The 12,764-nt window shown below is 63.0% G+C and carries 7 protein-coding genes; all 7 read right to left on the bottom strand.

Going from position 1 to position 12,764, the window contains the following annotated elements; genetic code table 11:
- Positions 1 to 10: 10 nt before the first annotated feature.
- Positions 11 to 2,113: an elongation factor G gene (gene fusA, locus BLU22_RS06470; protein ID WP_090213020.1), complete on the bottom strand. Its 2,103-nt coding sequence runs from the start codon at positions 2,111 to 2,113 to the stop codon at positions 11 to 13.
- A gap of 33 nt (positions 2,114 to 2,146) precedes the next feature.
- Positions 2,147 to 2,617, bottom strand: a complete 471-nt coding sequence (gene rpsG / locus BLU22_RS06465) for a 30S ribosomal protein S7 (RefSeq protein ID WP_090213018.1) — start codon at positions 2,615 to 2,617, stop codon at positions 2,147 to 2,149.
- 84 nt (positions 2,618 to 2,701) lie between these two features.
- Positions 2,702 to 3,073, bottom strand: a complete 372-nt coding sequence (gene rpsL, locus BLU22_RS06460) for a 30S ribosomal protein S12 (RefSeq protein ID WP_090213017.1) — start codon at positions 3,071 to 3,073, stop codon at positions 2,702 to 2,704.
- A gap of 146 nt (positions 3,074 to 3,219) precedes the next feature.
- Positions 3,220 to 7,422, bottom strand: a complete 4,203-nt coding sequence (gene rpoC / locus BLU22_RS06455) for a DNA-directed RNA polymerase subunit beta' (protein ID WP_090213016.1) — start codon at positions 7,420 to 7,422, stop codon at positions 3,220 to 3,222.
- 59 nt (positions 7,423 to 7,481) lie between these two features.
- Entirely contained in the window at positions 7,482 to 11,561 is a 4,080-nt protein-coding gene (gene rpoB / locus BLU22_RS06450; RefSeq protein WP_090213014.1) for a DNA-directed RNA polymerase subunit beta, read from the bottom strand.
- 224 nt (positions 11,562 to 11,785) lie between these two features.
- Positions 11,786 to 12,154 (bottom strand): 50S ribosomal protein L7/L12, encoded by a 369-nt coding sequence (gene rplL / locus BLU22_RS06445; RefSeq protein WP_090213013.1) that lies wholly within the window; start codon positions 12,152 to 12,154, stop codon positions 11,786 to 11,788.
- A 76-nt stretch (positions 12,155 to 12,230) separates the two neighbouring features.
- The gene (rplJ, locus tag BLU22_RS06440) at positions 12,231 to 12,731 is read right to left on the bottom strand and encodes a 50S ribosomal protein L10 (RefSeq protein WP_090213011.1); all 501 of its coding nucleotides are present in this window, start codon (positions 12,729 to 12,731) and stop codon (positions 12,231 to 12,233) included.
- Positions 12,732 to 12,764 lie beyond the last annotated feature (33 nt).

The following is a 12,764-nucleotide window of genomic DNA, read 5'->3' as shown; positions in this document are numbered from 1 at the left end:
AAGGACTGAATCAGCCTTGTTTCTTGACGATGGCTTCGGCGATGTTCGCCGGAGCCTCGGAGTACTTCGAGAACTCCATGGAGTAGCTCGCACGACCCTGGGACATCGAGCGGACGTCGGTAGCGTAACCGAACATCTCGCCCAGCGGCACCTCGGCGCGGATCACCTTGCCGGAGACGCTGTCGTCCATACCCTGGATCAGGCCGCGACGACGGTTCAGGTCGCCCATCACGTCGCCCATGTAGTCTTCCGGAGTCACCACCTCGACCTTCATGATCGGCTCGAGCAGGACGGCACCACCCTTCTGGGCCAGCTGCTTGGTCGCCATGGAGGCCGCGATCTTGAACGCCATTTCGTTGGAGTCAACGTCATGGTAGGAACCGTCGAACACGGTTGCCTTCAGGCCGATGAGCGGATAGCCGGCGACGACGCCGTTCTTCATCTGCTCTTCGATACCCTTCTGGATCGCCGGGATGTATTCCTTCGGAACCACACCGCCCACGACTTCGTTCTTGAACTCGAGACCTTCCTGACCTTCGTCGGACGGCTCGAAGCGGATCCAGCAGTGACCGAACTGGCCACGACCGCCGGACTGACGAACGAACTTGCCTTCGATCTCGCACTTGTTGCGGATCGCTTCACGGTAAGCCACCTGCGGCTTGCCGATGTTGGCCTCGACGTTGAACTCGCGACGCATACGGTCGACAAGGATGTCCAGGTGCAGCTCACCCATGCCGGAGATGATGGTCTGGCCGGTTTCTTCGTCGGTCTTGACGCGGAACGAGGGGTCTTCCTGAGCAAGGCGACCCAGAGCGATACCCATCTTCTCCTGGTCAGCCTTGGTCTTCGGCTCGACGGCAACCGAGATCACCGGCTCCGGGAAGTCCATACGCTCGAGGATGATCGGATTTTCGATCGAGCACAGGGTGTCACCGGTGGTGACGTCCTTCATGCCGATCAGTGCGGCGATGTCGCCGGCGCGCACTTCCTTGATCTCGTCGCGCTGGTTGGCGTGCATCTGCACCATCCGGCCAACGCGTTCCTTCTTGCCCTTGACCGAGTTCAGCACCGAGTCGCCGGAGCTGAGGAAGCCCGAGTAGACGCGGGTGAAGGTCAGGGTGCCAACGAACGGGTCGGTAGCGATCTTGAACGCCAGGGCAGCGAACGGGGCGTCATCGGAAGCCACACGCTCGTCGACCTTCTCCTCGTCATCCGGGTGAACACCCTTGATGGCCGGGATGTCGGTCGGCGCCGGCAGGAATTCGACCACCGCGTCGAGAACCAGGGGCACGCCCTTGTTCTTGAACGACGAGCCGCAGACGGCCGGAACGATTTCGCAGGCGATGGTGCGCTGACGCAGACCAGCCTTGATCTCTTCGACGGACAGGTCGCCCTCTTCGAGATACTTGTTCATCAGCTCTTCGTTGGCTTCGGCAGCCGCCTCGACCATGTTGGAGCGGTATTCGGCGGCCAGGTCAGCCAGCTCGGCGGGAATCTCTTCCTCGCGGTAGGTGGTGCCCTTGTCTTCTTCGTTCCAGTAGATCGCCTTCATCTTCATCAGGTCGATCTGACCCTCGAAGTTTTCCTCGGCACCGATCGGCAGCTGCAGCGGTACCGGGGTGTGACCCAGGCGCTTCTTGATCTGCTCGACCACGCGCAGGAAGTTGGCGCCCTGGCGGTCCATCTTGTTGACGTAGACGATACGCGGCACGCCGTACTTGTTGGCCTGACGCCATACGGTTTCCGACTGCGGCTCAACGCCGGAGGTGCCGCAGAACACCACGACAGCACCGTCGAGCACGCGCAGGGAGCGCTCCACTTCGATGGTGAAGTCCACGTGGCCGGGGGTATCGATCACGTTGACGCGGTGGTTCTTGAACTGCTTCTGGGAACCCTGCCAGAAGGCAGTGACCGCAGCGGAGGTGATGGTGATACCACGCTCCTGCTCCTGAACCATCCAGTCGGTGGTCGAGGCGCCGTCGTGGGTTTCACCCATTTTGTGGTTAACACCGGTATAGAACAGCACCCGCTCGGTGGTGGTGGTCTTGCCTGCGTCCACGTGGGCGCAGATACCGATGTTACGGTAGAGATTGATAGGAGTCGTACGGGCCACTGTTGGGTCCTCGCTGGGTTAGACGCGCAAGTCTTAGAAACGGTAGTGCGAGAAGGCCTTGTTGGCTTCGGCCATACGGTGCACGTCTTCACGCTTCTTCACCGCAGCACCCTTGCCCTCGGCGGCATCAATCAGCTCACCAGCCAGGCGCAGGGCCATGGACTTCTCACCACGCTTGCGCGCGTAATCTACCAGCCAGCGCATGGCCAGAGCGTTGCGACGGGACGGACGAACTTCGACCGGAACCTGGTAGGTAGCACCGCCGACACGACGGGACTTCACTTCGACCAGCGGAGCGATGGCGTCGAGTGCTTTCTCGAAGGTTTCCAGGGGGTCGACGTTCTTGCGCTGCTTGACGGTGTCCAGCGCGCCGTAAACGATGCGCTCGGCCACGGCCTTCTTGCCGCTTTCCATCACGTGGTTCATGAACTTGGCCAGAATCTGGCTTCCGTACTTCGGATCGGCCAGGATTTCACGCTTGGCCGCTACACGACGTCTTGGCATTGATAAGCCCTCAAACGGTCTTCAGGTTAGCCCGGGACTTGCCCGACCTTACTCTTATCGACTCGACAAAAAATGGATGGAAGATTACTTCGGACGCTTGGCGCCGTACTTCGAACGACCCTGCTTACGGTCCTTCACGCCGGAGGTATCCAGCGAACCGCGCACGGTGTGATAACGCACACCCGGAAGGTCTTTTACACGGCCGCCGCGGATCAGCACGACGCTGTGTTCCTGCAGGTTGTGGCCTTCACCGCCGATGTAGGAAGCGACTTCGTAGCCGTTGGTCAGGCGCACACGGCAGACCTTACGCAGCGCCGAGTTCGGCTTCTTCGGGGTGGTGGTGTAAACACGGGTGCAAACGCCGCGGCGCTGGGGGCAGTTCTGCAGCGCCGGCACGTCACTCTTTTCGGTGACGCGCTTGCGCGGCTGGCGCACCAGCTGGTTGATAGTTGCCATCTACTAGCTCCACTGATCGTCTTTCGACACAAAAATTTCGCGAAGCAAGACGCCCCGCGAGATTAAGGGGTACAAGAGTCTAAAGGCCTTGACAGGTACAGTCAAGGCAACCCCCGGGGCACCCGTCGGACGCCCCGGGGCAACCCTCACTTCTCGCCGAAGTTCAGCGCTTCGCTCAGCGCGGCCTCGACTTCGCTGGCGCTGACGCGCTGCGGCTTGTCGGCTTCGCGCTTGCGCTTGCGCTCGCTGTGGTAGGCCAGGCCGGTACCGGCCGGGATCAGACGCCCCACCACCACGTTCTCCTTCAGGCCGCGCAGGTAGTCGCGCTTGCCGGTGACCGCCGCCTCGGTGAGGACGCGGGTAGTCTCCTGGAAGGAGGCCGCGGAGATGAACGACTCGGTGGACAGCGAGGCCTTGGTGATGCCCAGCAGGACGCGCTCGTACTTGGCGATGAACTTGTCGTCCGCCGCCAGACGCTCGTTCTCTTCAAGCACCTGGGTCAGCTCCATCTGGTCGCCCTTGATGAAGCTGGAGTCGCCCGACTCGGCAATCTCGACCTTGCGCAGCATCTGGCGCAGGATGGTTTCGATGTGCTTGTCGTTGATCTTCACACCCTGCAGGCGGTACACGTCCTGGATCTCGTTGACGATGTACTTGGCCAGCGCACTGACGCCCAGCAGGCGCAGGATGTCGTGCGGATCGCTCGGACCGTCGGAGATCACTTCGCCGCGGTTCACCTGTTCGCCTTCGAAGACGTTGAGGTGACGCCACTTCGGAATCAGCGCCTCGTAGGGCTCGCTGCCGTCGGTGGGAGTGATCACCAGGCGACGCTTGCCCTTGGTTTCCTTGCCGAAGCTGATGGTGCCGCTGATCTCGGCGAGGATCGACGCCTCCTTCGGACGGCGCGCCTCGAACAGGTCGGCGACGCGCGGCAGACCACCGGTGATGTCGCGGGTCTTCGAGGTTTCCTGCGGGATACGTGCGACCACGTCACCCACGCTCACCTTGGCGCCGTCGGACAGGTTGACCAGGGTCTTGGCCGGCAGGAAGTACTGGGCCGGCACGTCGGTACCCGGCAGCAGCAGCTCCTTGCCATTGGCGTCGACCAGCTTGACCGCCGGACGGATCTCGCGACCGGCCGCCGGACGCTCGTTGGGGTCCATCACCTCGATGTTGGTCAGGCCGGTCAGCTCGTCGGTCTGACGGCGGACGGTGATGCCCTCCTCCATGCCGACGAAGGTCACGGTACCGGCCATCTCGGTGATGATCGGGTGGGTGTGCGGATCCCACTTGGCGACGATGGCGCCAGCTTCGACCTTGTCGCCTTCCTTCACGGAAATGACCGCACCGTAGGGCAGCTTGTAGCGCTCGCGCTCGCGCCCGAACTCGTCGGCTACCGCCAGCTCGCCGGAGCGGGACACAGCCACCAACGCGCCGTCGGTACGCTCGACGTGCTTCAGGTTGTGCAGACGGATCGCACCGCCGTTCTTCACCTGGATGCTGTCCTGAGCCGCACTCCGGCTCGCCGCACCACCGATGTGGAAGGTACGCATGGTCAGCTGGGTACCCGGCTCGCCGATCGACTGGGCGGCGATGACGCCGACCGCTTCGCCGATGTTGACCCGGTGGCCACGGGCCAGATCGCGGCCATAGCACTTGGCGCAGATGCCGTAGCGAGTCTCGCAGGTGATCGGCGAACGCACGATCACTTCGTCGACGCTGTTCAGCTCGAGGAACTCGACCCACGACTCGTCGATCAGGGTGCCGGTCGGAACGATCACCTCTTCGGTACCGGGCTTGCACACGTCGCGGGCCACCACACGGCCAAGCACGCGCTCGCCGAGCGGCTCGACGATGTCGCCGCCTTCGATGTGCGGGGTCATCAGCAGACCGTGCTCGGTGCCGCAGTCGATCTCGGTGACCACCAGATCCTGGGCCACGTCGACCAGACGACGGGTCAGGTAACCGGAGTTCGCGGTCTTCAGCGCGGTATCCGCCAGACCCTTACGGGCACCGTGGGTGGAGATGAAGTACTGCAGTACGTTCAGGCCTTCACGGAAGTTCGCGGTGATCGGCGTTTCGATGATCGAGCCGTCCGGCTTGGCCATCAGGCCGCGCATGCCGGCCAGCTGACGGATCTGCGCCGCGGAGCCCCGCGCACCGGAGTCGGCCATCATGAACATCGAGTTGAAGGAGTCCTGCTCCTCCTCCTCGCCCTTGGCGTTGACCACCCGCTCCTTGGAGAGGTTGGCCATCATCGCGCGGGAGACTTCGTCGTTGGCCTTCGACCAGAGGTCGATGACCTTGTTGTACTTCTCGCCCTGGGTCACCAGGCCGGAGGCGTACTGGGTTTCGATTTCCTTCACCTCGGCAGTGGCCGCATCGATGATGCGCGCCTTCTCGTCGGGGATGACGAAGTCGTTGACGCCGATCGACACACCGGAAATGGTCGAATAGGCGAAACCGGTGTACATCAGCTGATCGGCGAAGATCACGGTGTCCTTCAGACCCACCACGCGATAGGCGTGGTTGATCAGCTTGGAGATCGCCTTCTTCTTCATCGACTGGTTGACCACGTCGAACGGCAGGCCGGCCGGAACAACCTGGAACAGCAGCGCGCGGCCGACGGTGGTGTCGACGATGCGGGTGTTGCGGGTGATCTCGCCGCTGTCGCGATCCTTGATCACCTCGTTGATACGCACCTTGACGCGGGCGTGCAGGGACACTTCGCCGGCGCGGAACACCCGGTCGACTTCCTGCAGGTCGGCGAACACGCGACCCTCGCCCTTGGCGTTCACCGCCTCGCGGGTCATGTAGTACAGACCCAGAACCACGTCCTGGGACGGCACGATGATCGGCTCGCCGTTGGCGGGCGACAGCACGTTGTTGGTGGACATCATCAGCGCGCGCGCTTCCAGCTGGGCTTCCAGCGTCAGCGGCACGTGCACGGCCATCTGGTCACCGTCGAAGTCGGCGTTGTACGCGGCGCAGACCAGCGGGTGCAGCTGGATCGCCTTGCCTTCGATGAGCACCGGCTCGAACGCCTGGATACCCAGACGGTGCAGGGTCGGTGCACGGTTGAGCAGCACGGGATGTTCGCGGATCACCTCGGCCAGCACGTCCCAGACCTCGGGCAGCTCGCGCTCGACCATCTTCTTGGCCGCCTTGATGGTGGTGGCCATGCCGCGCGCTTCGAGCTTGCCGAAGATGAACGGCTTGAACAGCTCCAGGGCCATCTTCTTCGGCAGACCGCACTGGTGCAGGCGCAGGGTCGGGCCGACGGTGATCACCGAACGACCGGAGTAGTCGACGCGCTTGCCGAGCAGGTTCTGACGGAAGCGGCCCTGCTTGCCCTTGATCATGTCGGCCAGCGACTTCAGCGGGCGCTTGTTGGAGCCGGTGATGGCACGGCCGCGACGGCCGTTGTCCAGCAGGGCGTCCACGGCTTCCTGCAGCATGCGCTTCTCGTTGCGCACGATGATGTCCGGCGCAGCCAGATCGAGCAGGCGCTTGAGGCGGTTGTTGCGGTTGATCACCCGGCGGTACAGGTCGTTCAGGTCGGAGGTCGCGAAGCGGCCACCGTCCAGCGGCACCAGCGGGCGCAGGTCCGGCGGCAGCACCGGCAGGACGGTCAGCACCATCCACTCCGGCTTGTTGCCCGAACCCTGGAAGGCTTCCATCAGCTTGAGGCGCTTGGACAGCTTCTTGATCTTGGTCTCGGAGTTGGTCTGCGGGATTTCCTCGCGCAGACGGTCGATCTCGTGCTCCAGATCGATGCCGGCAAGCAGCTCGAAGACCGCCTCGGCGCCCATGCGCGCGTCGAAGTCGTCGCCGTGCTCCTCGAGAGCCTCGAAGTACTGCTCGTCGTTGAGCAGCTGGCCTTTCTCCAGCGGGGTCATGCCCGGCTCGATGACCACGTAGCTCTCGAAGTAGAGCACGCGCTCGATGTCGCGCAGGGTCATGTCCAGCAGCAGGCCGATGCGCGACGGCAGCGACTTGAGGAACCAGATGTGGGCGACCGGCGAAGCCAGTTCGATGTGACCCATGCGCTCGCGGCGCACCTTGGCCAGAGCGACTTCCACGCCGCACTTCTCGCAGATCACGCCGCGGTGCTTGAGGCGCTTGTACTTGCCGCACAGGCACTCGTAGTCCTTCACCGGGCCGAAGATCTTGGCGCAGAACAGGCCGTCACGCTCGGGCTTGAAGGTACGGTAGTTGATGGTCTCCGGCTTCTTCACTTCGCCGAAGGACCAGGAGCGGATCATCTCGGGCGACGCCAGGCCGATACGGATGGCATCGAACTCTTCGATCTGACCCTGGTTTTTCAAAAGGTTAAGCAGGTCTTTCAAGGCCTTTCCTCCTCACGGAGCCGCTGGCAGGCACGCCTGCCAGCGGTACGCGTCGCGGTTTATTCGGATTCCAGCTCGATGTCGATGCCGAGGGAACGGATTTCCTTGATCAGCACGTTGAAGGACTCGGGCATGCCGGCCTCCATGCGGTGATCGCCATCCACGATGTTCTTGTACATCTTGGTACGGCCGTTCACGTCGTCCGACTTGACGGTCAGCATTTCCTGCAGGGTGTAGGCGGCGCCATAGGCTTCCAGCGCCCAGACCTCCATCTCCCCGAAACGCTGGCCACCGAACTGCGCCTTGCCGCCCAGCGGTTGCTGGGTGACCAGGCTGTAGGAGCCGGTGGAACGCGCGTGCATCTTGTCGTCGACCAGGTGGTTCAGCTTGAGCATGTACATGTAGCCGACGGTGGTCTTGCGCTCGAAGGCATTACCGGTACGACCGTCGTACAGCTGCATCTGACCGCTGTCCGGCAGATCGGCCAGGCGCAGCATGGCCTTGATCTCGGTTTCCTCGGCGCCATCGAACACCGGGGTAGCCATCGGCACACCCTTGCGCAGGTTGCTGGCCAGATCGAGGATCTCGGCATCGCTGAAGGCATCCAACTCTTCCTTGCGGCGACCGCCGATCTCGTTGTAGACCTGGTGCAGGAACTCGCGCAGCTCGGCGACCTTGCGCTGCTCTTCGAGCATGCGCTGGATCTTCTCGCCCAGGCCCTTGGCCGCGAGGCCCAGGTGGGTTTCGAGGATCTGCCCGACGTTCATCCGCGACGGTACGCCCAGCGGGTTGAGGACGATGTCCACCGGCGTGCCATGCTCGTCGTGCGGCATGTCTTCCACCGGCATGATCACCGAGACCACACCCTTGTTACCGTGACGGCCGGCCATCTTGTCGCCCGGCTGGATGCGGCGCTTGATCGCCAGGTAGACCTTGACGATCTTCAGCACGCCCGGCGCCAGATCGTCGCCCTGCTGCAGCTTGCGCTTCTTGTCCTCGAACTTGTCGTCGAGCAGCTGACGGCGGTCGGAGATGTAGGCCTGGGCCTTCTCCAGCTGCTCGTTCAGCGCCTCGTCGGCCATGCGCAGCTTGAACCACTGGCCGCGCTCGAGGCCGTCGAGGTACTCGTGGCTGATCTCGGCGCCCTTCTTCAGGCCCGCCGGACCGCCTTCGGCCTTCTGGCCGACCAGGGCGCTGCGCAGACGCTCGAAGGTGGCGCCTTCGACGATACGGAACTCCTCGTTGAGGTCCTTGCGGATCTCGTCGAGCTGCATCTTCTCGATCGACAGGGCGCGCGAGTCGCGCTCCACGCCGTCGCGGGTGAACACCTGGACGTCGATCACGGTGCCCTTGGTGCCGGTCGGCACGCGCAGGGAGGTGTCCTTCACGTCGGACGCCTTCTCGCCGAAGATCGCGCGCAGCAGCTTCTCTTCCGGAGTCAGCTGGGTCTCGCCTTTCGGGGTGACCTTGCCGACCAGGATGTCGCCGGCCTGCACCTCGGCACCGACGTAGACGATGCCCGCCTCATCCAGCTTGTTCAGCGCAGCCTCGCCGACGTTCGGGATGTCCGCGGTGATCTCCTCCGGGCCGAGCTTGGTGTCGCGCGACACGCAGGTCAGTTCCTGGATGTGGATGGTGGTGAAGCGGTCTTCCTGGACCACGCGCTCGGACAGGCAGATGGAGTCTTCGAAGTTGAAGCCGTTCCACGGCATGAACGCCACGCGCATGTTCTGACCCAGTGCCAGCTCGCCCATGTCGGTGGACGGGCCGTCGGCCATGATGTCGCCGCGCGCCACCTGATCGCCCTTGCTGACCAGCGGGCGCTGGTTGATGCAGGTGTTCTGGTTGGAACGGGTGTACTTGGTCAGGTTGTAGATGTCGACACCCGCTTCGCCGGTCTCGACCTCGTCGTCGTTGACGCGCACCACGATGCGGCTGGCGTCGACCGAGTCGATCACGCCGCCGCGACGGGCCACCACGCAGACGCCGGAGTCACGGGCGACGTTGCGCTCCATGCCGGTACCCACCAGCGGCTTGTCGGCACGCAGGGTCGGCACGGCCTGACGCTGCATGTTCGAACCCATCAGCGCGCGGTTGGCGTCGTCGTGCTCGAGGAACGGAATCAGCGAGGCCGCGACGGAAACCACCTGCTTGGGCGAAACGTCCATCAGGGTGACGTCTTCCGGCGCCTTCACGGTGAATTCGTTGAGGTGACGCACGGCCACCAGCTCGTCGACCAGCTGACCCTGCTCGTTGAGGGTCGCCGAAGCCTGGGCGATGACGTGGTTGGCTTCCTCGATCGCCGACAGGAAGACGATCTCGTCGGTCACCTGGCCGCCCTTGACCACGCGGTACGGGCTTTCCAGGAAGCCGTACTGGTTGGTGCGCGCGTAGGTGGCCAGCGAGTTGATCAGGCCGATGTTCGGGCCTTCCGGCGTTTCGATCGGGCACACGCGGCCGTAGTGGGTCGGGTGTACGTCGCGGACTTCGAAGCCGGCGCGCTCGCGGGTCAGACCGCCCGGGCCAAGCGCGGAAACGCGGCGCTTGTGGGTGATCTCCGACAGCGGGTTGTTCTGGTCCATGAACTGCGACAGCTGGCTGGAACCGAAGAACTCCTTGATCGCGGCGGCCACCGGCTTGGCGTTGATCAGGTCCTGCGGCATCAGGCCTTCGCTTTCGGCCATCGACAGGCGTTCCTTGACCGCGCGCTCGACGCGCACCAGGCCGACACGGAACTGGTTTTCGGCCATCTCGCCGACGCAACGCACGCGGCGGTTACCGAGATGGTCGATGTCGTCGACGATGCCCTTGCCGTTACGGATGTCGACCAGGGTCTTCAGCACGGCGACGATGTCTTCGCGGCTGAGCACGCCCGGGCCTTCGATCTCTTCGCGACCGATGCGACGGTTGAACTTCATGCGGCCGACCGCGGACAGGTCGTAACGCTCGGCGCTGAAGAACAGGTTGTTGAACAGGGTCTCGGCGGCGTCCTTGGTCGGCGGCTCGCCGGGACGCATCATCCGGTAGATCTCGACCAGCGCTTCCAGCTGATTGGAAGTCGAGTCGATCTTCAGGGTATCGGAGACGAACGGACCGCAGTCGATCTCGTTGGTGTACAGCGTCTCGATGCGCACCACCTGGGCCTTGGCGATCTTGGCCAGCAGGTCGGTGGTCAGTTCGGTGTTGCACTCGGCGATGATCTCGCCGGTGGCCGGGTGGACGATGGCCTTGGCCAGGGTGCGGCCGAGCACGTAGTCCAGCGGAACGTCCAGCTCCTTGATGGCGGACTTTTCCAGCTGGTTGATGTGCCGCGCGGTGATCCGGCGACCCTGCTCGACGATGACCTTGCCGCCCTCGTCCTTGATGTCGAAACCGGCGATCTCGCCACGCAGGCGCTGCGGCACCAGCTCCAGGCTGACCGACTGGTCGCGCAGGTTGAAGACGTTGGTGTCATAGAAGGCATCGAGGATCTCCTCGGTGCCGTAGTTCAGCGCACGCAGCAGCACCGAGGCCGGCAGCTTGCGGCGACGGTCGATACGCACGAACACGCAGTCCTTGGGATCGAACTCGAAGTCCAGCCAGGAGCCGCGGTAGGGAATGATGCGTGCGGAGTACAGCAGCTTGCCCGAGCTGTGGGTCTTGCCGCGGTCGTGGTCGAAGAACACGCCCGGCGAGCGGTGCAGCTGGGAAACGATGACGCGCTCGGTACCGTTGATGATGAAGGTACCGTTCTCGGTCATCAGGGGGATTTCCCCCATGTAGACTTCCTGCTCCTTGATGTCCTTGATTGCCTTGCTCGACGATTCCTTGTCGAAAATGATCAGACGCACTTTCACCCGCAGCGGTACGGCAAAGGTCACGCCGCGCAGCACGCATTCCTTGACGTCAAATGCCGGCTCGCCCAGGCGATAGCCGACGTATTCCAGGGCGGCATTGCCGGAATAGCTGATAATCGGGAAAACGGACTTGAAGGCCGCATGCAGGCCGACGTCGCGGAGATGCTCCTTGCTGGCGCCCGCCTGCAGGAATTCACGGTACGAATCCAGTTGAATGGCCAGCAGATACGGCACATCCATGACGTCCGGCAACTTGCTAAAGTCCTTGCGGATACGTTTTTTCTCAGTGTATGAGTAAGCCATCAGCGTTCCCCAGCTTGGTCACCTGCTTGTTTGGCCTCTCCGACGGGAGTAGCCGGAAAATCGTGCAAACCCTCGGTTTGCCGCCACCGCATGCGGTGGGAGTTTCGCGCTGCGGGTGGTCGACCATGTCGGGCCACCCACAACGGAAAAAGGCCGGTGGCATAAGCCACCAGCCATCAGCCCAAAACCTGTAGCCCGGGCTGTCGACGCAATGTCGCCTCAGCTTACTTGAGCTCGACCTTGGCGCCAGCTTCTTCCAGGGCTTTCTTGGCAGCTTCGGCCTCTTCCTTGGAAGCGCCTTCCTTGACCACGCCCGGGGCGCCGTCAACGACAGCCTTGGCTTCTTTCAGGCCCAGACCGGTCAGCTCGCGCACGACCTTGATGACGTTGACCTTCTTCTCGCCAGCTTCGGCCAGAACGATGGTGAACTCGGTCTGCTCTTCGACAGCGGCAGCAGCGGCAGCCGGGCCGGCAGCAACGGCAGCAGCGGCGGTCACGCCGAACTTCTCTTCCATCGCCTTGATCAGTTCAACAACCTGCATCACGGACATTTCGGAAACGGCGTTGATGATATCTTCGTTGGTCAGAGCCATGACTCTATTCCTGTATTGGATGACAGCCCACGGGCGGTCTTATTAACAAAAAAGGTGTGAAAGGATCCGCGGCGCCTCAGGCAGCCTCGGCTTCCTTCTTGTCGCGAACCGCCGCCAGAGTACGAGCCAGCTTGCTGGTAGCGCCTTGGATCACGCTCATCAGCTGAGAAATGGCTTCGTCGTAGGTCGGCAGAGTTGCCAGCACGTCGATCTGATTGGCTGCGATGAACTTGCCTTCGAAGGCAGCCGCCTTGATCTCGAACTTGTCCTGACCCTTGGCGAACTCCTTGAAGATACGGGCGGCAGCGCCCGGATGCTCGTTGGAGAACGCAATCAGGGTCGGGCCCTTGAACACGTCGTTCAGCACCTCGAACTGGGTGCCCTCGACGGCGCGACGAGCCAGGGTGTTACGCACGACTTTCACGTACACACCGGCCGCGCGGGCCTCTTTACGGAGTCCGGTCATGGCGCCTACGGTCACGCCACGGGCATCGGCCACGACAGCGGACAGGGCAGCTTGGGCAGCCTCGTTGACTTCAGCGACAATGGCCTTCTTGTCTTCGAGCTTAATTGCCACGGGTTTACTCCTGGATGTTACCGTTTCGTCCGA

The sequence above is a fragment of the Pseudomonas guangdongensis genome, from assembly GCF_900105885.1.
Lineage (GTDB): Bacteria > Pseudomonadota > Gammaproteobacteria > Pseudomonadales > Pseudomonadaceae > Geopseudomonas > Geopseudomonas guangdongensis.
This window is presented reverse-complemented; position numbering and strand designations above follow the sequence as displayed.